The 22,468-nt window shown below is 73.0% G+C and carries 18 protein-coding genes; 8 read left to right on the forward strand and 10 right to left on the reverse strand.

What is annotated here, in order from left to right; translation table 11 throughout:
* Positions 1 to 130: 130 nt before the first annotated feature.
* Entirely contained in the window at positions 131 to 1,141 is a 1,011-nt protein-coding gene (locus ACLB9X_RS12315) for a phosphotransferase (RefSeq protein ID WP_410360339.1), read from the forward strand.
* Between the two features lie 18 nt (positions 1,142 to 1,159).
* Here the strand turns inward: ACLB9X_RS12315 and ACLB9X_RS12320 are convergent, their stop codons facing one another.
* Entirely contained in the window at positions 1,160 to 2,707 is a 1,548-nt protein-coding gene (locus ACLB9X_RS12320) for a protein kinase domain-containing protein (protein ID WP_410360340.1), read from the reverse strand.
* 306 nt (positions 2,708 to 3,013) lie between these two features.
* Here ACLB9X_RS12320 and ACLB9X_RS12325 point away from each other — a divergent pair, with 306 nt between their 5' ends.
* The 6 genes from ACLB9X_RS12325 (at position 3,014) to ACLB9X_RS12350 (ending at position 10,575) form a co-directional block, all read left to right on the forward strand.
* Positions 3,014 to 4,624 carry a protein kinase domain-containing protein gene (locus ACLB9X_RS12325; RefSeq protein ID WP_410360341.1) on the forward strand — a complete coding sequence of 537 codons (1,611 nt, stop codon included), beginning with the start codon at positions 3,014 to 3,016 and terminating at the stop codon, positions 4,622 to 4,624.
* A gap of 203 nt (positions 4,625 to 4,827) precedes the next feature.
* Positions 4,828 to 5,415, forward strand: a complete 588-nt coding sequence (locus ACLB9X_RS12330) for a hypothetical protein (RefSeq protein WP_410360342.1) — start codon at positions 4,828 to 4,830, stop codon at positions 5,413 to 5,415.
* Positions 5,416 to 5,500: 85 nt separating this feature from the next.
* Complete coding sequence (locus ACLB9X_RS12335) at positions 5,501 to 6,166, forward strand: PadR family transcriptional regulator (protein WP_410360343.1); 666 nt, start codon at positions 5,501 to 5,503, stop codon at positions 6,164 to 6,166.
* Positions 6,167 to 6,307: 141 nt separating this feature from the next.
* Positions 6,308 to 7,060 carry an ABC transporter ATP-binding protein gene (locus ACLB9X_RS12340; protein ID WP_410360344.1) on the forward strand — a complete coding sequence of 251 codons (753 nt, stop codon included), beginning with the start codon at positions 6,308 to 6,310 and terminating at the stop codon, positions 7,058 to 7,060.
* Complete coding sequence (locus tag ACLB9X_RS12345) at positions 7,057 to 9,921, forward strand: ABC transporter permease (RefSeq protein WP_410360345.1); 2,865 nt, start codon at positions 7,057 to 7,059, stop codon at positions 9,919 to 9,921. Before ACLB9X_RS12340 ends, ACLB9X_RS12345 begins: the two co-directional genes overlap by 4 nt.
* Before the next feature lie 111 nt (positions 9,922 to 10,032).
* Positions 10,033 to 10,575, forward strand: a complete 543-nt coding sequence (locus ACLB9X_RS12350; protein ID WP_365994943.1) for a bacterial proteasome activator family protein — start codon at positions 10,033 to 10,035, stop codon at positions 10,573 to 10,575.
* A 173-nt stretch (positions 10,576 to 10,748) separates the two neighbouring features.
* Here ACLB9X_RS12350 and ACLB9X_RS12355 read toward each other — a convergent pair whose 3' ends face one another.
* The 7 genes from ACLB9X_RS12355 to pdhA form a co-directional block, all read right to left on the reverse strand.
* Positions 10,749 to 11,738: an NAD(P)H-quinone oxidoreductase gene (locus ACLB9X_RS12355; protein ID WP_410360346.1), complete on the reverse strand. Its 990-nt coding sequence runs from the start codon at positions 11,736 to 11,738 to the stop codon at positions 10,749 to 10,751.
* 10 nt (positions 11,739 to 11,748) lie between these two features.
* A complete protein-coding gene (locus ACLB9X_RS12360) occupies positions 11,749 to 12,873 on the reverse strand; it encodes a potassium channel family protein (RefSeq protein WP_410360534.1) in 1,125 nt (374 codons plus the stop codon).
* Positions 12,825 to 14,270: a molybdopterin-binding protein gene (locus ACLB9X_RS12365; RefSeq protein WP_410360347.1), complete on the reverse strand. Its 1,446-nt coding sequence runs from the start codon at positions 14,268 to 14,270 to the stop codon at positions 12,825 to 12,827. Before ACLB9X_RS12365 ends, ACLB9X_RS12360 begins: the two co-directional genes overlap by 49 nt.
* Positions 14,267 to 15,202: an NTP transferase domain-containing protein gene (locus ACLB9X_RS12370; protein ID WP_410360348.1), complete on the reverse strand. Its 936-nt coding sequence runs from the start codon at positions 15,200 to 15,202 to the stop codon at positions 14,267 to 14,269. The genes ACLB9X_RS12365 and ACLB9X_RS12370 overlap by 4 nt, the downstream gene beginning before the upstream one ends.
* A 733-nt stretch (positions 15,203 to 15,935) precedes the next feature.
* A complete protein-coding gene (locus ACLB9X_RS12375; protein ID WP_410360349.1) occupies positions 15,936 to 17,387 on the reverse strand; it encodes a dihydrolipoamide acetyltransferase family protein in 1,452 nt (483 codons plus the stop codon).
* On the reverse strand, positions 17,387 to 18,391 hold the full coding sequence (locus ACLB9X_RS12380; RefSeq protein WP_410360350.1) for an alpha-ketoacid dehydrogenase subunit beta: 1,005 nt from the start codon (positions 18,389 to 18,391) through the stop codon (positions 17,387 to 17,389). Before ACLB9X_RS12380 ends, ACLB9X_RS12375 begins: the two co-directional genes overlap by 1 nt.
* Complete coding sequence (gene pdhA / locus ACLB9X_RS12385; RefSeq protein WP_410360535.1) at positions 18,388 to 19,527, reverse strand: pyruvate dehydrogenase (acetyl-transferring) E1 component subunit alpha; 1,140 nt, start codon at positions 19,525 to 19,527, stop codon at positions 18,388 to 18,390. Before pdhA ends, ACLB9X_RS12380 begins: the two co-directional genes overlap by 4 nt.
* A 242-nt stretch (positions 19,528 to 19,769) precedes the next feature.
* Here pdhA and ACLB9X_RS12390 point away from each other — a divergent pair, with 242 nt between their 5' ends.
* Positions 19,770 to 20,312, forward strand: coding sequence for an Lrp/AsnC family transcriptional regulator (locus ACLB9X_RS12390; RefSeq protein ID WP_410360536.1), 543 nt, complete (start codon positions 19,770 to 19,772; stop codon positions 20,310 to 20,312).
* 45 nt (positions 20,313 to 20,357) lie between these two features.
* Here ACLB9X_RS12390 and ACLB9X_RS12395 read toward each other — a convergent pair whose 3' ends face one another.
* Positions 20,358 to 20,957 (reverse strand): TetR/AcrR family transcriptional regulator, encoded by a 600-nt coding sequence (locus ACLB9X_RS12395; RefSeq protein ID WP_410360351.1) that lies wholly within the window; start codon positions 20,955 to 20,957, stop codon positions 20,358 to 20,360.
* Entirely contained in the window at positions 20,954 to 22,465 is a 1,512-nt protein-coding gene (locus ACLB9X_RS12400; RefSeq protein WP_410360352.1) for a 3-hydroxyacyl-CoA dehydrogenase, read from the reverse strand. The genes ACLB9X_RS12395 and ACLB9X_RS12400 overlap by 4 nt, the downstream gene beginning before the upstream one ends.
* Between the last annotated feature and the right edge of the window lie 3 nt (positions 22,466 to 22,468).

Here is a 22,468-nt window from a genome sequence, read left to right on the forward strand (position 1 = left end):
CTCCTGCGGCCCGGCCGCCGGCGGGCACGCGACGCCCTTCGTCGCTACCGGGCGCCACAGCTGGGTCGACGGGATCGGCCACCTCGAAGAGCCACCGGCGCGACACACGGCGTGATCTAACATCTGGCGGGTGCCGCGCTCATCTGCTACCGCTGCGCCCCCCGTCGACGCCCTTCTGCGCCGCTACGACACCGTGGGCGAACCGCTCTCCTGCCGTCCCGTCACCCAGGGTCTCCTCAATCGCGGCTACCGCCTCGCCACCACCCGCGGCGCGTACTTCCTCAAGCACCACCTCGACGGCGACCAGGCCGCCATCGCCCGCCAGCACGGAGCCACCCGCAGGCTCCAGGCGCTCGGCGTCCCGGTCGCGCCACCTCTGGAGGACACCGGCGGCGGCACGGTGGCCGTGATCGGCGGCCGCTGCTACGCCCTGCACCCCTGGATCGACGGCCGGCACCGCTACGGCGCCCAGCTCAGCACCGCCCAGTCGCAGAAGCTCGGGGCCCTGCTGGGACTGGTGCACACCTGCCTGGCGCAGGTCATGGACGGCGCGGCGAGCCGGGGCGCCGCCTACGAAAGCGCCGACCCCGAGGAGACCTTCGCGCTCATCGACGAACTGCTGGAGCTGGCCCGCGGCAGCCGTCCGCGCGACTCGTTCGACACCCTGGCCGAGCACCGGCTGCTCCAGCGGCGGGCGCTGCTGGCCCAGCACGCGGGCCGCAGGCCGCCGCCGGGCGGCGGGGGCGGCTGGGTACACGGCGACTTCCACCCGCTGAACCTGCTGTACCGGGGCGCCGAGCCGGCCGCGATCGTCGACTGGGACCGCCTCGGCGTGCAGCCGCGGGCCGAGGAGGCGGTACGGGCCGCCGCGATCTTCTTCGTCCAGCCCGCCGGGCAGCTGGACCTGGCGAAGGTCCGGGCGTACGCGCGCGCCTACCGGCGCGCGGCGGGCGCGGACGCGGCCGAACTGGCCGCGGCGGTGCACCGGGTGTGGTGGGAGCGGCTCAACGACTTCTGGATACTGCGCTGGCGCTATCAGCTCCACGACCGAAGGGCCGACCCGCAGTTTCCTGCGGCGTCGGCCCTGGCGGTCTGGTGGACGCGGACGTACGAGGCGGTGTGCGACGCCTTCGCCGGGTGACCCTCGCCGGCGGCCGGCTCAGCCGCCCGCGGTGCCCGTGGTGTCCCCGTTGCCGCCGTCGGCGCCGCCCGCCGGATCGGTGGGAACGTCCGTCGGGTCGCCCGTCGGGACATCGGTCGGGTCGTCCGTCGGGGCGTCCGTGGGATCGTCCGTCGGGTCGTCGGTCGGCGCGCCGGTCGTCGGGTCGCCGGAGGGGGTCTGCGGGGTGCTGGGCGTGTACGACGGGATGTCCGACGGCGTCCAGGACGGCTGCTGGTCGTTCCCGGTCGTGGTGCCCGGGTCCTCGGTCGGGTCCGTCTCCTCCTCGGACGGCGTCGGCGTCTCGTCGGACGTGGACGGCGTCTGCGAGACCGACGGCGTGGTGTCGGGGTTCTTGCCGGTCTCGTTCGCCTTGTTGAGCGCGAACCCGATGCCGGCGACCACCGCGACGACCGCGAGCGCGGCGAGCAGCCACACCTTGCCGCGCCCGCCGCGCCGGCCGCCGTGGTGCATGCCGTCGTAGCCGCCGTCGTGCGGGTTCGGCGGCGGCAGGATCGGGCCCTGGGAGGTCTGGCCGTGCACCGGGTGCACCGCGGTCGGTCCGGTCATCCCGCCGGGCGGGGTGTTCCCGGGGTCGTAGAGGTCGACCGGGCCGGTGTTCCACACGCCCGTGTGACTGCCCTGCTGCTGGAGCATCTGCAGCGCGTACTGGACGAGTCCGCGCATCTCCTCGGCGCTCTGGAACCGGTCGTCCGGGTCCTTCGCGAGCGAGCGCATCACCAGGCCGTCGAGCTCCGGCGGCACCGTGTCCAGGACCTGTGACGGCGGGACAGGAATGTCCTGCACGTGCTGGTAGACGACCGAGAGCGGCGTCTCACCGGTGAACGGGGGGCGCAGCGCCAGCAGTTCGTAGAGCAGGCAGCCCGTGGCGTAGAGGTCGGAACGGTGGTCGACGGCCTTGCCCAGCGCCTGCTCGGGGGAGAGGTACTGCGGCGTGCCCATCACCATGCCGGTCTGGGTCATCGTCGACTGCGCGCCGTGCAGGGCGCGGGCGATGCCGAAGTCCATCACCTTGACGGCACCGGAGTTGGTGATGATGACGTTGGCGGGCTTGATGTCGCGGTGCACGATGCCGTGCTGGTGCGAGTAGGCGAGGGCCTCCAGGACACCGGACACGATGATCAACGCCTGCTCGGGCGGCGGGGCTTCGGCGTTGACGAGCAGATCGCGGATCGTGCGGCCCTCGACGAGCTCCATCACGATGTAGGGGACGGTCTGGCTGCCGACGACGTCCTCGCCGGAGTCGTAGACCGCCACCACGGCGTGGTGGTTGAGGCCGGCGACCGACTGCGCCTCGCGCGTGAACCGGGCCTTGGAGACGGGGTCCTCGGCGAGATCGGCGCGCAGCAGCTTGACGGCGACGGTACGGCCGAGCCGAACGTCCTCCGCCGCGAACACCTCGGCCATGCCGCCGCGGCCGAGACGATGCGTCAGACGGTAACGGCCGTCACCGACCAGTCCGCCGATGCCCCAGGCGTCCGCCGACTCCGGCACTCCGCCGCCGTCTGCTTCGGGTTCGGGTGCCATCAGTCCTCGCCGTCGTATCTGTCCGCGTGCGTGGTGTGCGTGCGGGGGCCGCTGTCCTCAGGGTGCTTGTGTCACGCCACGCTACAGCCTTCGGACGACAGGCCGGTTTCGAAGGAGACCGGTCATCAAAGCCGCAGTCCGCCCGCGCGCGCAAATTCCATGCTGTTCCTGTAACGCTTCCGGGACTCTTCTTGTGCGTACGGTCACGGAACGGGCACCTGGCTTGACGTGTCCGTGCCCTCGGGCAGACTTGGCCCGTAGATCCGGATCAGCCGCGGCCACCGCGCGCACAGGGGGAAGCACGAGATGAGCCAGGACGGCGCACAGGGCCGCTATGCGGGCGGTTCCGTAGCGGGTGGCCGGTACCAGCTTCGCGACCTGCTCGGCGAAGGCGGCATGGCGTCCGTATATCTGGCGTACGACTCCGCGCTGGACCGCGAGGTCGCGATCAAGACACTCCACACGGAGCTCGGCCGGGAGCAGTCCTTCCGCGAGCGCTTCCGTCGCGAGGCGCAGGCCGTCGCCAAGCTGTCCCACACCAACATCGTCTCGGTGTACGACACGGGCGAGGACGAGCTGGACGGCTCACTCATGCCCTACATCGTCATGGAGTACGTGGAGGGCCGGCCGCTCGGCTCGGTCCTCGCCGCGGACATCCAGCAGTACGGGGCGATGCCCGCCGACAAGGCGCTCAAGGTCACCGCCGACGTGCTGGCCGCGCTGGAGACCAGCCACGAGATGGGCCTGGTCCACCGCGACATCAAGCCGGGCAACGTGATGATGACCAAGCGCGGTGTGGTCAAGGTCATGGACTTCGGCATCGCCCGCGCCATGCAGTCGGGCGTCACCTCCATGACGCAGACCGGCATGGTCGTCGGCACCCCCCAGTACCTCTCGCCCGAGCAGGCCCTGGGCCGCGGCGTGGACGCCCGCTCCGACCTGTACTCGGTCGGCATCATGCTCTTCCAGCTGCTCACCGGGCGGCTGCCCTTCGACGCGGACTCGCCGCTCGCCATCGCGTACGCGCACGTACAGGAGGAGCCCGTCGCCCCGTCGACGATCAACCGCTCCCTCACGCCGGCGATGGACGCGCTGGTCGCCCGGGCGCTGAAGAAGAACCCGAACGAGCGCTTTCCGAGCGCGGCCGCGATGCGCGACGAGTGCGCCCGGGTCGCGGGCGCCGGGCAGACAGGCGCCCCGGTGATCATCGGCGGCGCGCCGGTGAACAGCGGCTCGGGGGTCGGGTCCGCCGTCTTCCCGCCGCTGGACCAGTCGACGCCCGCCCCGCAGAGCGTCCAGACGCCGTACCAGCCGGGCCCGTACGGTGCGCCCGCCCCGGCCCCGGCGCCCGCGCCGCACTACGGCTACCCCCCGGCCCCGGCGTACCAGGCGCAGCCCCCGGTGGCGGCCACGCCGCCGCCGTACACGATCTCGCCGGCGCCGTCGCCCTCGCCGGGCGGCAGCGGCGGCCGGCGGAACATGCCCGTGGTCGTGGGCGCGATCGCGGTGGCGCTCCTCGCCGTCGGCGGTCTGATCACGGCGATCGCGCTGAACGGGAACGACGACGACCCGGGGTCGCAGGCGGGCGGGGGCACAGAGCCGTCGGCCGGCCAGTCGCAGCAGGCGGGTTACAAGGGCCCGGAGCGCAACCGGACCATCGACAAGACGAAGTGCTCGGACGCCCAGGAGGGTTACGACGACACGTCGAAGGTCCAGGCGCCCGACTTCGTCTACAAGGACATCCTGTCGGTGAAGGAGTGCGCCGCCACCCAGGGCTGGAAGATCAACGTGAAGGAAGTCGCCAACGCCCAGTGGGGCGAGGACATCGTGATCAGCCAGTTCCCGCTGGCGGACACCGAGGTGTCCGAGGACAACGCCACCTTCACCCTCGAGGTCTCCACCGGCTATGCGCAGTAGTCCGCCCACCGGGCCCCTTCGGGGCTCCTGATACGCCGTTCGGCCGAGGCCCGGCACACCGTCCGTGTGCCGGGCCTCGGCCGTTGCCCGCAGGCGGCGTCGCCCGGTCGGCCGCCCAAGATGCCGGATTTACCCCTTCATGTGACGCTGAGTCCGTTCTCGATCAGTCGGCGACTCGGTGCCCCGTCACGGGAGGCCCTCCGGTGATTCCACAACTCCGCGCCCGGTGCGCGATCACCGTCGCATCGCTCGCGCTGACGGTCCTTCCCTTCGCACCGACCGCGTGCGCCGAGCCGTCCCAGCCGCCCGGGCCCCGGCCCCTCGTGAAGGCCACGCCCCCGCCGTCGCCCTCGCCCTCGACCTCGTTCGCCGGGCGGCAGGCCGGCCAGGGCAAGCCGCGGCCCGGGCGGCACCACCCGACGCCGAGCGGCAGCGTGAGCCCGTCCGTGGACCCCTCGCGCAGCGCCACCGCCCCCGCCGCCTCCGAGCCCGCGCCGCCCTCCCGCTCCGCGGGGCCGTCCCTCTCCGCCCCCGCGCGGGTACCCCGTACGGCCGACGCGGGGGACCATCTCCCTCCCTGGGATGACGACGCCCCCCGGGGAGACGAGGACACCGCGGACGGGTGGTCTCCAGCGGCACCGCCCTCCGCACCGGCCGAGGCCGGTGACCAGGGCCCGCAGTCCGTCCCCGCGCCGGCCGCGCACGAGATCTCACCGTTGTCGCTGGGCGTCGGCATGGCCCTGATGGGCATCGGGATCGGCTTCCTCGGCATCCGTCTGCGCCGCCGCTGACACCGCCGTCCCTCTCAGGACGGACCCGCACGTCCTTCCGTGGAGGGTTGGCCACAGGTCGGCATACCCGGTATACATACCGAGTATGTCCATCCGTCACGGGCTTCTCGCCCTCCTGGAACCCGGCCCGCGCTACGGCTCCCAGCTCCGTTCCGAGTTCGAGTCACGCACCGGTGCCACCTGGCCGCTGAACGTCGGCCAGGTCTACACGACCCTCGGCCGCCTGGAACGCGACGGCATGGTCGCCCAGAACGGCGAGGACGACGCGGGCCACACGCTCTACGTCATCACCGACAAGGGCCGCACCGAGCTCAGGGAGTGGTTCGCGGCGCCCGTGGACCGCAGCAATCCGCCCCGTGACGAACTCGCCATCAAGCTCGCCATGGCGGTCGGGACGCCCGGCGTGGACATCCGCTCCGTGATCCAGTCCCAGCGCCGTCACTCCGTGAAGGCGATGCAGGACTACACCCGGCTCAAGGCGCAGGCGCTGGCCGCGATCGAGAGCGGCGGCTCCCAGGAGCGCGACGACGTGGCCTGGCTGCTGGTCCTGGAACAACTGATCTTCCAGACCGAGGCGGAGGCCCGCTGGCTCGACCACTGCGAGACGCGGCTCATCAGGCTCTCCGCGGCGGCTCGGCAGGACCCACCGCACGCCGTGCCGCCCGCGCCGTCCGCGACGTCCGCACCTCACGCGCCGTCTCCCGCGCCCGACCGGACATCGGCCTCGGGCCGGCGCACCGGACCCGCGTAGGACGGTCACCGCTTCCTCGACGGGCGCGTCGCACCCCACGTGTCCCGGGCGTCCGCCCCGACCGGCCTCCGGCCTCACGGGGCCCTTTCACTCTCGTACACCGCCCGTGTGTACTCACCCGCTCAAGGGGGGAAACCACCCATGTCCCAACACTCGTCACTTCCGTCACAACAGCCCGTGCTGCAACTCCAGCAACTGACGCGCGTCCACGGCACCGGCGCCACCGAGGTGCACGCCCTGCGCGGCATCAACCTCGACGTCTTCCCCGGTGAACTGGTCGCGGTCATGGGCCCGTCGGGATCGGGCAAGTCCACGCTGCTCACCATCGCGGGCGGGCTCGACGCCCCGACCTCGGGGCGGGTGATCGTCGAGAACACCGACATCACCACCGCGGACCGCAAGACGCTCGCCGCCCTGCGCCGCCGCAGCATCGGCTACGTCTTCCAGGACTACAACCTCATCCCGGCCCTCACCGCCGCCGAGAACGTCTCCCTCCCGCGCGAACTCGACGGCATTTCGGCCCGCAAGGCACGCACGGAAGCCCTCGCCGCCCTGGCCGAGATGGAGCTCGGCCACCTCGCCGACCGCTTCCCCGACGAGATGTCCGGCGGTCAGCAGCAGCGCGTCGCCATCGCCCGCGCCCTCGTGGGCGAGCGCCGGCTCGTGCTCGCCGACGAGCCCACCGGCGCCCTCGACTCGGAGACCGGAGAGTCCGTGCTCGGGCTGCTCCGGGCGCGCTGCGACGCGGGCGCGGCCGGCATCCTCGTCACCCACGAGCCCCGGTTCGCCGCATGGGCCGACCGCGTCGTGTTCCTGCGGGACGGCGCGGTCGTCGACCAGACCGTCCGCAGCGAGGTCGACTCGCTGCTCTCCGGCCAGGCGGCCGAGCTGTGACGACCTGGTACCACTCCTGGCGGGCCGCGATCCGTATCGCGCGCCGCGACGCCTGGCGCTCCAAGGGGCGCAGCTTCCTGGTTCTCGCGATGATCGCGCTGCCCATCCTCGGAGTCAGCGCCGCCGATCTCACCGTGCGCAGCGCCGAGTTGTCGACCGAACAGAGCCTGGAGCGCCGGATCGGCGCCGCGGACGCACGGCTGTCCGACCCCGGCATGGGCGGCGTACCGATCCTCCAGGCCCCGGACGGCAACAACTACGCTCCGGTCGAGGAAGACGACGACAAGCCGTATCCCGAGGGCAGAACGGACATCGCCAAGGTGCTGCCGGCGGGCGCCAAGACGCTGACGGACACGACCGGTTTCGCCAAGCTCCGTACGACCCACGGTCTGCTGTCGACGGAGATCCGTGAGCTGAAGGCCGCCGACCCGATGGCCCGGGGCATCATGCCGGTCGTCAGCGGCAGGCTGCCGCAGAAGTCCGACGAGGTCGCCGCCACCACGCACTTCCTCGAGAGCAGCGGTCTGAAGGTCGGCTCGAAGCTGACCGCGCGCGGCTTCGACCGCGCGTACACGATCGTCGGTGCGTACGAGCTCCCCGACCAACTGGACAGCGACCAGGTCAACGCCCTTCCCGGAGCCCTGATCCGCCCGCTGACCGAGGCCCTGGAGTCCGCCGGGCTGCCGGGGCCCTCGGCCGGCACGACGCTCCTCGTCACCGTGCCCGGTGGTTTCACGTGGAACAAGGTCCAGGAGGCCAACACCAAGGGCGTGACGGTTTTTTCGCGTGCGGTTGCCCTGAACCCGCCCGCCGACTCCGATGTGCCGCTGTTCCAGAAGGAGGGCTGGAGCAACTACGAGGAGAGCACCGCGGCCAAGGCCGCCGCGCTCGCCGCCGTGGGCACGGTCGTCGGTCTGGCGATGCTGGAGATCTGCCTGCTCGCCGGTCCCGCGTTCGCCGTGGGGGCGCGCCGCTCGCGCCGTCAGCTGGGTCTCGTGGGCGCCAACGGCGGCGACCGCCGCCACATCCGGGCCATCGTCCTGGCGGGCGGTCTGGTGATCGGCGTCGCCGCGGCCGTCGTGGGCACCCTGCTCGGTCTGGTCCTGACATTCGCGCTCCAGCCGGTGCTGGAGGACTACTTGGGCCAGCGCTTCGGCAGCTTCGACGTACGGCCCCTGGAACTCCTCGGCATCGCCCTGCTCGCCGTGCTGACCGGTCTGCTTGCCGCGATCGTGCCCGCGATCACGTCGTCCCGGCAGTCCGTCCTCGCCTCCCTCACCGGCCGCCGCGGCGTGCGCAGGAGCAGCCGGGTGCTGCCCGTCATCGGCCTGGTCGCGGTCGCCCTCGGCGCTTCCATCGCGCTGTACGGGTCCACGATGACGGACCAGTTCGCCGTGGTGGCGGGCGGCAGCGCCCTCGCCGAGCTGGGCGTGGTCGCGCTGACCCCGGCCCTGGTCGGCCTGTTCGGCCGGACCGGCCGTCTGCTGCCGCTCTCTCCGCGGCTCGCGCTGCGTGACGCCGTGCGCAACCGGGGCCGTACGGCTCCCGCTGTCGCCGCCGTGCTGGCGGCGGTTGCCGGCACAGTGGCCGTGGCGACGTACGCGGCGAGCGACGACAGGCAGCGCAGGGCCGAGTACGAGGCGCAACTGCCGCACGGGGCCGTCTCGGTGATGATGGACGAGGCCGGCGGGCGGGACGTCCCGGGTGTGCGCGCCACGGTGCAGAAGCTGCTGCCCGTCGACATGCGGGCCGATGTGGACCGCATAGCCGTCGGCAAGCGGAACTGCTCGATGTACGAACCACGCGAGGGCTGCGGCCGCTACGAAGTGATCGTTCCCAAGGCCCACGAGTGCCCCCTGTGGGCGGTGGACCCGGCGAAGCCCGACGAGGACCCGGCCGAGAAGTTCAGCAAGGCCGAACGCCGCAAGCTCGCCGAGGACTGGCGCTGCCAGCACACCGGCGGCCACGGGGTGGCGACCGACGCCGGGCTCCTCGTCGCCGACGCGAAGCTGCTCACGGTGCTCGGCATCGACGATCCGGCCGCCGAGAGGGCTCTGGCCGCCGGGCGGGTGGTCTCCTTCGACAAGCGCAACGTCAACGCCCGGGGCTCGGTCGACATCCGGCTGATCACCGATACCGAGGCCGCCGACAGGGCCATGGAGCAGGGCAAGGAGGTTCCCGGCGAGATCAAGAGCCTGCCCGTCCACCAGGTCACCGGAACGCCGGAGACGTACGGTGTCAAGCTCGTCGTGCCGCCGGCGGCCGCCCGGCAGGCCGGCCTCGGCACGGTCCCGATCGGCGCCTACTACTCCACGGGGGAGATGCCCACCAGCGAGCAGCGTCAGAAGCTCGACGCCGAGCTCGACAGGACGGGCGCGGACGTCAGCCTGCACATCGAGGAGGGCTACATCAGCGAGAACAGCATCGTGATGCTGGCGCTGACCGTCTTCGCCGGGCTGATCACCATCGGTGCGGCCGGCATCGCCACGGGTCTGGCGCAGGCCGACGCGGAGGCCGACCTGAAGACGCTGGCCGCCGTCGGCGCCCCGCCGAGGGTCCGCAGGACGCTCAGCGGATTCCAGTGCGGCGTGGTCGCCGCGATGGGCGTGGTGCTGGGATCGGCGGCGGGAGTCCTGCCTGCCGTCGGCCTGCGGCTCACCGAGAAGCGCCAGCAGATGGGCTGGTACCAGCAGGCCCTCGACAACGGCTGGGGCGGTGCGGGCGAGCTCCCGTACGTGCCGATCGTGGTGCCGTGGGAGACGCTGGCCACGCTGCTGGTCGCCGTGCCGGTCGGCGCGGCCCTGCTGGCGGCCCTGGTCACCCGCTCCCGCGGGGCGCTCGCCCGCCGCGAGGCGACCTGACAGGACCCGCCCACGGCGATGCGCTGCGATTTTGTGCCCCCGCGGGAGGGTGGATCACCTTCCCGCGGGGGCACACCGTGTGGTGATGCCCGTGTACGAGAGAATGGCGGCATGGAGATGCCGAGGAATGAACGGTCGCAGGAGAGCCCCCATGTCCTCGTGGTGGGACAGGACGGGATGGCGCTCGGCGGCGGTGACGGTGACGACGAGTCGCGCGAGGTCCCGGTGACGGAGATGGTCGAACAGCCTGCGAAGGTCATGCGCATCGGCAGCATGATCAAGCAGCTTCTGGAGGAAGTGCGGGCGGCGCCTCTCGACGAGGCGAGCCGCGTCCGGCTCAAGGAGATCCACCGCGGTTCGGTCAAGGAGCTCGAGGACGGCCTCGCGCCGGAGCTCGTCGAGGAACTGGAGCGCCTGTCCCTCCCGTTCACCGACGACGCGATTCCCTCCGAGGCGGAACTGCGCATCGCCCAGGCTCAGTTGGTCGGCTGGCTGGAAGGCCTGTTCCACGGCATCCAGACGGCGCTGTTCGCCCAGCAGATGGCCGCGAGGGCCCAGCTGGAGCAGATGCGCCGCGCCCTGCCGCCCGGGGCTCCGCACGACGACGACGAGGGCGGGCAGCACGGAGCAGTCCGCTCCGGCCCGTACCTGTAGACCGGGATCGGCGCAGCCGGACGCGGTCGTCACCGGGCATCGGCCACCGGACGCGGTCGTCACCGGGTTCGGCGCAGCGGGACGCGGTCGTCACCGGGCACGGCTCATCGCTGGACGGCGAAGGCCCGGACCACCGTTGTCGGTGGACCGGGCCTTCGGCGTGCGTCCGCCCCTCAGGACTTCTCGGGCGCGATGAGCAGCACCTTGCCCACGTGCTCACCGGACTCCAGTGCCCGGTGGGCCTCGGCGGCGTCCGGAAGGGGCACGTGACGGTCCACCACCGGGCGTACCCGGCCGGCCGCGATCAGCGGCCAGACGTGCTCGGCCACGGCCGCGACGATGGCCGCCTTCTCGCCGAGCGGGCGGCCCCGCAGTGAGGTGGCGGTGACCGCCGCCCGCTTGGCCAGCAGCACGCCCAGGTTCAACTCGCCCTTCGTGCCGCCCTGGAGGCCGATGACGGCCAGCCGGCCGTTGACCGCCAGCGCCCGGACGTTCCGGTCGAGGTACTTGGCGCCGACGATGTCGAGGATGACGTCGGCCCCGGCGCCGTCCGTCGCCGTGCGGATCTCCCCGACGAAATCCTGTTCCCGGTAGTCGATCAGGATGTCGGCGCCCAACTCGGCGCAGCGCGCCAGCTTTTCCGGGCTGCCCGCCGTCACCGCGACCCGCGCGCCCACGGCCTTGGCCAGCTGGATCGCCATCGTCCCGATGCCGCTCGCGCCGCCGTGGACCAGCAGGGTCTCGCCCGGCCGCAGGTGGGCGATCATGAAGATGTTGGACCACACCGTCGCCGTGACCTCGGGCAGCGCCGCGGCCGTCGCCAGATCGACTCCGGTCGGGACGGGCAGCAACTGCCCTGCCGGTACGGCGACTTTCTCGGCGTATCCGCCGCCCGCGAGCAGCGCGCACACCTCGTCGCCGACGGCCCAGCCCGAAACCCCGGGCCCCAGCGCGGAGATCCGGCCCGAACACTCGAGGCCGGGATAGGGGGAGGAGCCGGGCGGCGGGTCGTAGAAGCCCTGCCGTTGCAGCAGATCGGCGCGATTGACCGCGCTCGCGACGACGTCGACGAGGACTTCTCCCTCGCCGGGCACGGGGTCGGGCACCTCGGCCCAGACCAGGGCCTCGGGACCACCGGGGTCGGGAATCGTGATCGCATACATGGCCGCGAGGCTACTCCCGGCCGCCGGGCGTCTGGTCGTTCACTGCGCGCACGATGGTGATAAGCCGGTCGGTGAGCTGCAGCGGGCTCGCCGCGGGGTCGTCGTAGCCGATCAGCCGGTGCCCGCGCAGCACGCTGACGACCAGGTCGTCCGTCTCCCGCACGCTGCGGCCCACCTCGGCCTTTATCACCGGCCGCTCGATGAGGTCGAGGCCGCTGCCCTGCTGGATGAGGTCCTCCAGGACCGTGCCGGCGCTGGGGCTGAGCACGGAGAGGCCGAGCAGCCGGCCGGCCGCGCCGGAGCTGGTGATGACCGCGTCGGCACCGGACTGGCGCAGCAGCGGCGCGTTCTCCTCCTCCCGGACCGCGGCCACGATCTTGGCCCCGCGGTTGAGCTGGCGAGCCGTCAGGGTGACCAGCACGGCGGTGTCGTCGCGCTGGGGGGCGACGATGATCTGGCGGGCCTTCTGGAGTTCGGCGCGGATGAGCACGTCACTGCGGGTGGCGTCGCCCACCACGCCGACGAAGCCCTCGGCGTTGGCGGCCTCGATCACCTTGCTGCTGGGATCGACGACGACGATCTGGTCCTTCCGCAGCCCGGTGGCACAGAGCGTCATCATCGCCGATCGTCCCTTCGTGCCGAAGCCGATGATGACGGTGTGATCGCGCAAGGTGGACCTCCAGCGGTTCAGTCGCCACTCCTCCCGGGTGCGTTCGGTGAGGACCTCGAGGGTGGTGCCGACCAGGATGATCAGAAAGAGCACACGCAGCGGGGTCACCAGCAGCACGTTCGTGAGCCGGGCCCCGTCGCTGTAGGGCACGATGTCGCCGTACCCCGTGGTGGAGAGGGTGACGGTCGCGTAGTAGACGCAGTCGAGGAAGTCGACGGAATCGTCGGCGTTGTCGTGGTAACCGTGGCGGTCGGTCCAGACGAGCACCACCGTGATGACGAGAACCACCAGGGCCATCAGCAGCCGCTTGCTGACCTGCCGCAGTGGGCGCTCGACGACGCGCCGGGGAAGTTTCACCCGGCTCGTGATCAGCTGTTCGTCGGCATGACGGGCCATGGCGTCGTGGCCGGGAAGTTTCACGTGAAACGTCCTCCCTCGGCGGTCGGCGGCGTCCAGGCGGCCCAGGGCAGGTCGAGGACCTCCAGCTCGTCACCGGCCTGTGCCCCACCGGGCGGGACCACGGCCAGACCGTCGGCCGCCGCGATGCCCCGCAGCATCGCCGGACCGTTGTAGTGGAGCGGCACGAGCAGATCCTCGCCGTGCACGAACGGCACGAGCCGGGTGTCGTGCGGGTGGCCGTGCACCGCATCCCGGACGGGCAGGCCGTACGGAACTTGGGACGGTCGCCCGCAGAGCCCGCGCAGCAGCGGCTCGGCGAGCGTGAGCAGACCCGAGACGGCGGCCAGGGGATTGCCGGGCAGGCCCACCAGGTGACGGCCGGGAGCGAGCCGGGCGAGCAGCATGGGGTGGCCCGGCCGTACGGCGACTCCGTCGACCAGCAACTCGGCGCCCGCCTTGCGCAGCACCGGGTGGACGTGGTCGACGGGCCCCGCAGCCGTACCGCCGGTGGTGACCAGCAGATCGGCGTCGGAGGTCGTGACGGCGCGGTGCAGGGTCTCGGCGTCGTCGCCGATCCGCCGGGTCGCGACGACGTCGGCCCCGAGCGACAGCAGCCAGGGGCCGATCATCGGGCCGAGCGCGTCGCGGATGAGGCCGTCGTGCGGGAGCCCGGAGGTGAGCAGCTCGTCGCCGAGCACCAGGACCTCGACCCGCGGGCGGGCGACGGTCACAAGGTGGTCGTAGCCGGCGGCCGCGGCCAGCCCCAGGACGGCCGGCGTCACCTGGCAGCCGGCGGGCAGGAGCTGGTCGCCCGTACGGCACTCCTGGCCGCGCGGGCGGATGTCCTGGCCCGGGACGACCTCGCGCTCGGCGCGCAGTTGCTGTGACACCGCGTCGACACGGGCGTGCTCGCTGCGGATGACGGCGGTGGTGCAGGGCGGCACCCGTGCGCCGGTGGCGATGCGTACCGCCGTGCCGTCGGGGAGGGGCCGCGTGTCGCCGTGGCCGGCGAGGACGGACGCCTCGGCGTCCAGGTGCCAGGGCCCGGGACCGGCGACCGCCCAGCCGTCCATGGCGGAGGTGTCGAAGGACGGGAGGTCGCACAGCGCCACGAGCGGCTCGGCGAGGACCTGTCCCAGCGCCTCGCCGAGGGCCGTGTTCCGCGTGCGCGGGGCGGCGGCGCGTCCGATCCGGGCGGCGAGGGAGCGCGCCTCGGGCCAGGAGGTGGCGCGGTGGCGGGCGGTGGCGGGCCGGCCGGTTGGCCCGGCGTCGGGAGCGGCCCGGCCCGGCTGCGGGTCACGCGGCCCGACGAGCGCGAGGGCTTCCTCCACCCCGTCGATATCGCCCTCGGGGATGCACTCCTGCTGGGGCGGGCCGGGGCGGGGATCGTCGGGGGCGCGCTCCTGTCGGCGCCGGCCGGGGCGGGCGTCGCGGCCGCCCGATGTGTCGTCGTGGCCGGTCATCCGGCTTCGGCCTCGCCGTTCTTGCGAGGGTCGTCGTCGCCACCGGCTCCGCCTTCGGCCCCCGGGGCGGCGGTTCCGGGTCCGGCGGCCTGCTCGGTCTCCTCCGCCCAGCGCGCCGCGAGGGCGACGGCCTTGCGGGCGGCGTCGGCGACCGCCTCCGGTCCGCCGCCTGCCCGGGCGGCCGCGTAACCCACCAGGAAGGTGGTCAGCGGAGCGGCGGGGCGGGCGACGCCGTGCGCGGCATCGCGGGCGAGGTCGAGCAGGACGCGGGTGTCGACGTCGAGTTCGACGCCGAGTTCGTCCTTGACTGCGGTGATCCATTCATCCAGCACGTAGCCATGCTCCCTGATACGGGCCCGGGCCGCGGAAACGTCCTCCCAGGTGTCGCAGTCGAAGGAGGCGAGGGGATCGGTCTTGACCCGGGCGAGGTCCAGTTCCTGTGCCAGAAGACGCAGCGGCAGTCCGGAAAGGGTGCCGTGTTCGGTCGCGAGGAGAGCGAGTTCACGTCGGAGCGGCTCGGTCCGGTAGGCCGCCACGAGCGGCTGGTCGCGGCCGTCGCCGTCGGTCAGCAGCGCCGCCTCCCGGTCGCTCTCGTCGAGCGCGGAGATCAGCCGACGCACCGTCGTCGGTCCCAGGAACGGCAGGTCGGCGGAGAGCACGAGCACCGCGGGCGCCTCGCACTGCCGGACTCCGGCGTCGAGCGCGGCGAGCGGTCCGCCGCCCGGCGGCTCCTCGCGGGCCCATACGACGGGCCGGACGGTGGGGCGGCGTCCGCCGACGACGACAGTGCGCCCGGCGTCCCGGCACACACCGAGAACCCGGTCGAGCAGGGCCCGCCCGCCCACGCTCACCGCCGGCTTGTCGGCTCCGCCCAGGCGCCTGGCGGCGCCTCCGGCGAGCACGATGGCGTCGTACGCGGTCTTCGCGGTCACCCATGCAGTATGGTCCGCGATCGTGCCACACGGGACCCCCGTCCCGATCTCCGGTCGGATCTCGGTATGGACGTGGCTGGGGGGTGTCCCGGGCGGCTGCCGGTAGCGCCCCGGCAGGCCGGGCGGTCCGCCGGTGGTGCCCTGGCTGGATGCGGGCGGCGTTCTCCGTCGTCTCCCGACGGAGTCCCGGATGCCCGGCTCACTGCCGACGGAGTCCCTGCCGCCTGCCGACGGTGTCCCCGGCCTGAGTGCCCGGCTGACCGCCGGCGGCGTTTCCGACGGAGCCCCGGCTACCGGGCCGGCGGCGTCCCCAGCCGTCTGCCGACGCAGCCCCCGGACTGGGTGCCGGCGGTCTTCCCACTGGATGCCGGAGTCTCCCGGCGGGGTGCGGACGGCGTTCCCCGCCGCCTCCCGACGGAGTCCCGGCCATCTGCCGACGAAGTCCCCGGACGCCGTGCTGGTGGCCTCCCCGCTGGATGCCGACGGAGTCTCCCGGCGGGGTGCGGACGGCGTTCCCCCGCCGTGTGCCGGCGGGGTCCGCGACGGTGTCGACGGCGTCCCCAGCCGTCTGCCGACGCAGTCGGACTCGGTGCCGGTGTCTCCCGGCTGTGCACCGGCGGAGCCCCCGACGCGCGGCGGGTCGGCGTCGGGCCCGCCTGTGGGCGGCCCCCAGGCGGGCCGAGGCCCGGACCCGCCGGCGGGGCCGGCCCCGGCCGGGTGCCGGGGCGCGCCGCTACAGGGTGCGCAGCAGCACCGAAGGGTGCTCCACGCAGTCGGCGACGTAGCGCAGGAAGCCGCCTGCGGTGCCGCCGTCGCAGACACGGTGGTCGAAGGTCAGCGACAGCTGGACCACCTGACGGACGGCCAGTCCCCCCTGGTGCACCCACGGCTTCGGCACGATCCGCCCGACGCCGAGCATGGCGGCCTCGGGGTGATTGATGATCGGCGTGGAGCCGTCGACGCCGAACACCCCGTAGTTGTTCAGCGTGAACGTACCGCCCGTGAGGTCCGCTGGTGTCAGCGTCCCCTGCCTCGCCACCTCCGTCAGCCGTGCGAACTCCGCGGTGAGCGACTCCGCCGACCTGGTGTGCGCGTCCTTGACGACAGGCACGACCAGACCCCGCTCGGTCTGTGCCGCGAACCCGAGGTGTACCTCGGGAAGCCGCACGATCTCGCGGGCGTCCATGTCCACGGTGGAGTTGAGCTCCGGGTACCGCGCGAGCGCGGCCGTGCAGATCCGGGCCAGCAGGGCGAGGAGGGAGATCCTCTCTCCGCCCGCCGCGTTCATCGCCGCGCGGGCGGCCATGAGCTCGGTGGCGTCCGCGTCGACCCAGCAGGTGGCGTCGGGGATCTCGCGCCGGCTGCGCGAGAGCTTGTCGGCCACGGCCCCGCGCACTCCGCGCAACGGAACGCGCTCGCCCTGCGCCACCACCACCGGCCCGGCCGCCTCCGGCCGGGCGGCCACGGGCTGCGGCACGCCCGGTGCCGACAGCCGCGTCTCGCCGACGCTCACGGCCCGCTCGACGTCGGCCCGCAGGATGAGCCCGTCGGGCCCGGATCCGGCCAGCGTGCGCAGGTCGAGACCGTGCTCCCGGGCGAGCCTGCGCACGAGCGGCGAGATGACGGCGACGGGGCCGCCCTGCGGCGCCCGCTCGGCCGCCGCCCTGCGCGCCGAGGCCCCGTGGGCGGGACCGGCTGCCGCGGCCTCCGGGCCGGGCACCGCGCCCGACGGCCCGCCGGTAGCAGCGGGAGCGGTGGGCGAGGTGTGGCCGGCACCGTCCACGGACGGCGCACCCGTGGCGGGCCGGATGCGTCGGCGGCGCGCCGCCGGGGCCCCGGTCCCGTACCCGACGAGCACGTTCCCGGAGGTCTCCGTGCCGGCGTCACCCATGTCGGCAGCGCCACCGGAAACAGCGATGCCCGCAGCCCCCGCGTCCGGCGCCCCCACCGCCACCGTCAGCAGCGGCGCGCCCACGGGCAGCTCGGTGCCCTCCTCGCCGAAGCGCGCGGTGACGACGCCTCCGTACGGGCACGGCACCTCGACCATCGCCTTGGCCGTCTCGACCTCGACGACGGGCTGGTCGATCACCACGACGTCGCCCACGGACACCAGCCAGCGCACGATCTCCGCCTCGGTCAGTCCCTCGCCGAGGTCGGGCAGCTTGAATTCGAGCACCTGCGCCATCAGCTCTCCGCCTCCCACTGCAGCCGTGCCACCGTGTCGAGCACCCGGTCCACGCCCGGGAGGTGGTGACGCTCCAGCATCGGCGGCGGATACGGGATGTCGAAACCGGCGACCCGCAGTACGGGCGCCTCCAGATGGTGGAAGCAGCGCTCGGTCACCCGCGCGGCGATCTCCCCGCCGGGACCGCCGAAGCCGGTGGACTCGTGCACGACGACAGCACGGCCCGTCCGCCGTACGGAGGCGCAGACCGTCTCGTCGTCGAACGGCACGAGCGAGCGCAGGTCCACGACCTCCAGGTCCCATCCCTCGGCCTCGGCGGCCTCGGCGGCCTCCATGCAGACGGGCACGGAGGGGCCGTAGGTGATGAGCGTGGCGCTGCGGCCGGGGCGCCGCACGACCGCGCGGCCGATCGGCTCGACGGCCGTCGGGGCGTCCGGCGACCACTGCGCCTTGGACCAGTACAGCCGCTTGGGCTCCAGGAAGACCACGGGGTCGTCGGAGGCGATCGCGGCCCGCAGCATCCCGTAGGCGTCCTCGACCGTGGCGGGCGTGACGACGTGGAGGCCCGGGGTCGCCATGTAGTACGCCTCGGAGGAGTCGCTGTGGTGCTCGACACCGCCGATCCCGCCGCCGTAGGGCACCCGCACGGTGATCGGCAGCGGCATGGCGCCGCGGGTGCGGTTGCGCATGCGGGCGACATGGCTGATGAGCTGCTCGAACGCGGGGTAGGCAAAGGCGTCGAACTGCATCTCGACGACGGGCCGCAGCCCGTACATCGCCATGCCCACGGCCGTGCCGAGGATGCCGGCCTCGGCCAGCGGCGTGTCGGTGCAGCGGTCCTCGCCGAACTCCTTCGCGAGCCCGTCCGTCACCCGGAAGACACCGCCGAGCGTGCCGACGTCCTCTCCCATCACGTGGACGGTGGGGTCCTCGGCCATCGCGTCGCGCATCGCGCGCTGGAGGGCCTGGGCCATGGTCGCCGGCTTCACGGCAGCCGTGGTCATCGTGCTTCTCCCTCGGCGTCGAGCTCGGCGCGCAGCTGTGCCGCCTGCTCGCGCAACTGGCCGGTCTGCTCCGCGTAGACGTAGGTGAACAGGTCCATCGGGTCGAGGACCGGGTCGGCGTTCATCCGCTCGCGCAGGTCGGCCGCCATGGTTTCGGCGGCATCGGCGGCCGCCTTGCGGCGGTCGTCGTCGAGCAGTCCGCGCTCCGTCAACTCGCGCTCCAGCAGCAGGATCGGATCGTGTGCCCGCCAGGTCTCGACCTCGCTCTCGCCCCGGTAGCGCGTGGCGTCGTCGGCGTTGGTGTGGGCGTCCATGCGGTAGGTGACGGCCTCGATCAGCGTCGGACCGCCACCGCGCCGGGCACGGGCGACGGCCTCGCCGAGCACCTGGTGCACGGCGGCGGCGTCGTTGCCGTCGACGAGGCGGCCGGGCATGCCGTAGCCGACGGCCTTGTGGGCCAGGGAGGGCGCGGCGGTCTGCTTGGCCAGCGGCACGGAGATCGCGAAGCCGTTGTTCTGGACGAGGAAGACGACGGGGGCCTGCCACACCGCCGCGAAGTTCAGCGCCTCGTGGAAGTCGCCTTCACTCGTGCCGCCGTCGCCGACCATGGCGAGCGCGACGACGTCGTCGCCCTTGAGGCGGGCCGCGTGCGCCAGGCCCACCGCATGCGGCAGCTGGGTGGCGAGCGGGGTGCACAGGGGCGCGATGCGGTGCTCGTACGGGTCGTATCCGGTGTGCCAGTCGCCGCGCAGCAGGGTCAGGGCCTGCACGGGGTCGAGCCCGCGGGCGACGGCCGCCAGGGTGTCGCGGTAGCTCGGGAAGAGCCAGTCCCGCTCCTCGAGGGCCAGCGCCGCGGCGACCTCGCACGCCTCCTGTCCGGTGCTCGACGGGTAGACGGCGAGGCGGCCCTGCTTGGTGAGGGCGGTCGCCTGGGTGTTGTACCGCCGGCCGCGCACGAGCTCCGCGTACAGCCGGAGCAGCAGCTGGGGGTCGGCCGCGGCGGCAGCCTCGGTGCCGAGCACGCGGAACGGCTCCGGATCCGGGAGCAGGGGTGCGGGGTCGGTGCGGGGCTGCCAGGCCGGCGGCGGGGTGGGCCGGTAGGCGGCAGCGTCACCGGGCAGCTCCTGGACCGTCATGCTGCTCTTTCTCAACGCGAGCACCTCCTCGTGGGAGCGCCGACGATCAACGACGACGAAGGCGACGACGAATGCGGACAGGGAGGCATCGCGAGTGTGGCGCGCCTCACCTACCGATTGTTCGGTCGTGGACGCATTTTGGCTACAGGCGCGGGCAGCCTGTGGACAAACGGTTCTCCACAGCTTCAGATGGAGACAGGTCGTCCATGCTAGGAAGGCGGGGGGACATGCCGGCTGAACAAATGGCTGAGGGCGGGGACCGCGGGGAGCAGGAGCCGCCGCCGCGCCCCCTCGACGCGATCGACCGTGACATCCTGCGGATGCTCCAGACGGACGGCCGCGCCTCGATTCGTTCCGTGGCGGAACGGGTACACGTCTCGCGCGCCAACGCCTACGCACGGATCAACCGGCTCATCGACGACGGGGTGATCCGGGGCTTCAGCGCCCGCGTGAACCACGAGCGTGCGGGACAGGGCGCGTCCGCCTACATCACGCTCAAGATCGTGCAGAACTCCTGGCGGACCGTGCGCGAGCAGCTCCAGGCCCTGCCCGGAGCCGCGCACATCGCCCTGGTGAGCGGCGACTTCGACGTGCTGCTCCTCGTGCACACGCCCGACAACCGCACGCTGCGCGAGCTGGTCCTGACCCGGTTGCAGTCCATCCCGGAGGTCCTGTCGACGCGCACGCTGCTGGTCTTCGAGGAGACGGACCTCGAACCGGCGCCCGGCCCACCGGGCACGGCCGCGGGCCTGGCCCCCGACGCGGAGCCGCCGGAGGGCCCGTAGAAACCCCGAAGGTGCGGGGGCACGCATGTCAGCGCTCAGGACGGCTCAGGCGTGCACGTCCGTCCGCAGCCCGTCGAAGGCCATCCGCACGACCGCCTCGGCCACCTGCTCCCCGTCGTATCCCCCGCCCGCCTGCGGGCGGTACCACTCGACGAGGGAGTTCACCATGCCGAAGAGCAGCCTCGTCGCCAGCCGGGTGTCCATGTCGGCGCGCAGGTCCCCCTCCGCGCCGGCCGCCTTCAGCAGGTCGGCGACCCGCTGGTCGAACTCGCGGCGGCGTTCCATGGCCCACCGCTCGGTCTTCGTGTTGCCCCGGACGCGCAGCAGCAGCGTCACGTAGGGCAGTTCGGCCATGAGCACCTCGACGGTGCGCCGGGTGACGTACTCGACGCGCTCGACGGCCCGGCCGCGCAGGGCGCCGTCCTCGTCGAGGATCGCGAACAGGGCGTCGAGGGCCCGGCTGACGGCCCGGCGCAGCAGCTCCTCCTTGCCCGCGACATGGTGGTAGATCGAGGACTTGGAGATGCCCGCGGCCCGGGACAGGTGTTCCATCGACGTGCCGTCGTAGCCGCGCTCGTTGAAGATCCGCACCGCGACGGTCAGCAGCGTCTCGGGGGTGTACGTGTCCCGCTTGGGCGTGGTCATGACGCGTCCTCGAGCGGGGAGCCGTACGACCACTGGTGCAGTCCGAGCGTGCGCGCGTAGCGGCCGGTCGGCACGGACTGGTGGAGGTTGGCCAGCAGCTCCCAGGCCCAGTCGCGCCCGAGCTTCTCGTTCCATTCGACCGGGCCCAGCGGGTAGTTGACGCCGAGTCGCATCGCGGTGTCGATGTCCTCGGCGGAGGCGACCCGCCGGGCGACGGCGTCCAGCGCGAGGTCGCCGAGCATCGCGACCGTACGGGCGACGATCATGCCGGGTACGTCGGGGAGAACGCTGACCCGCTTGCCGAGCGCCTGGAACAGGCCGGTGGCCTGCGCGAGGGTCTCCTCGTGGACGTCGGCCGCCGCGGAGAGGGCGATCCGGCCGGCCGTCCGGTAGTCGAGGGCGAGGTCGAAGTAGACGACGTCGCGGAATTCCCCGGAGATCTGCCCGTCCGCCAGCACCAGCTGCCCACCGCTCGGCAGGATCAGGCGGGTGCCCTTGTCCTCGTCCTCCTGCCGCACGGTGATACCGGCCTCGCGGATCATCCCGATCAGCTCTGCGGCGGGTCCGAGGTCGCCCTCGGCGACGACGTACTCGGGTGCGTCGGCGGGCGCCGCGTCGGCCGGCGCGGGCTGCGGGGCGTCGTCGGCGTACGAGAACCAGCCGTGGCCGGACTTGCGGCCGAGCCGGCGTGATTCGACGAGCCGGCGCTGCGCGAGGGACGGCTGGAACTTCGGGCTGTGGAAGAAGGACTCCCACACCGAGCGGGTCACGGCCTCGTTGACGTCCTGGCCGATCAGGTCGGTGAGCTCGAACGGACCCATCCGGAAGCCGCCGCTCTCGCGCAGGATCGCGTCGATGGTGGCCGGGTCGATGCCGTGTTCCTCGTGGACGGCGAAGGCCTCGGCGTAGAACGGCCTGGCTATGCGATTGACGATGAAGCCGGGCAGGTCGGCGCAGCGCACGGGCGTCTTGCCCCAGGCCGCGGCCGTCGCCCACGCGCGCGTGGCGGACTCCTCCTCGGTGGCGTGGCCGCTGACGACCTCGACCAGAGGCAGCAGGGGTGCGGGGTTGAAGAAGTGCAGGCCGACGAAGCGGCCGGGGTTGCGCAGCGCTCCCGCGACGGCGGTGACCGAGAGGGAGGAGGTGTTGGTCGCGAGCAGGCAGTCGTCGGCGACGATTTTCTCCAGCTCGGCGAAGAGGTCCTGCTTCACCGCCAGTTGTTCGAGGACCGCCTCGACGACGAGCGCGGCGTCGGCGAGCTCCGCCAGGTCCGCGGCCGGGACGAGCCGCGCGCATGCGGCGTCGCGCTCAGCGGCGTCCATACGGCCTTTCTCGACCAGCCGGTCGAGGCGTCCGCCGATCGCGTCCGCGGCCTCACCGGCCCGCCCGGCCACGGCGTCGTAGAGCCGCACGGGGTGGCCCGCGACGAGGGCGACCTGCGCGATGCCCTGGCCCATGGTGCCGGTGCCGACGACGGCGACGGTGCGGCTGGTGTCGATGGCGGTCATGGA

This window comes from Streptomyces sp. 5K101 (genome assembly GCF_046506645.1).
Taxonomy (GTDB): Bacteria; Actinomycetota; Actinomycetes; order Streptomycetales; family Streptomycetaceae; genus Streptomyces.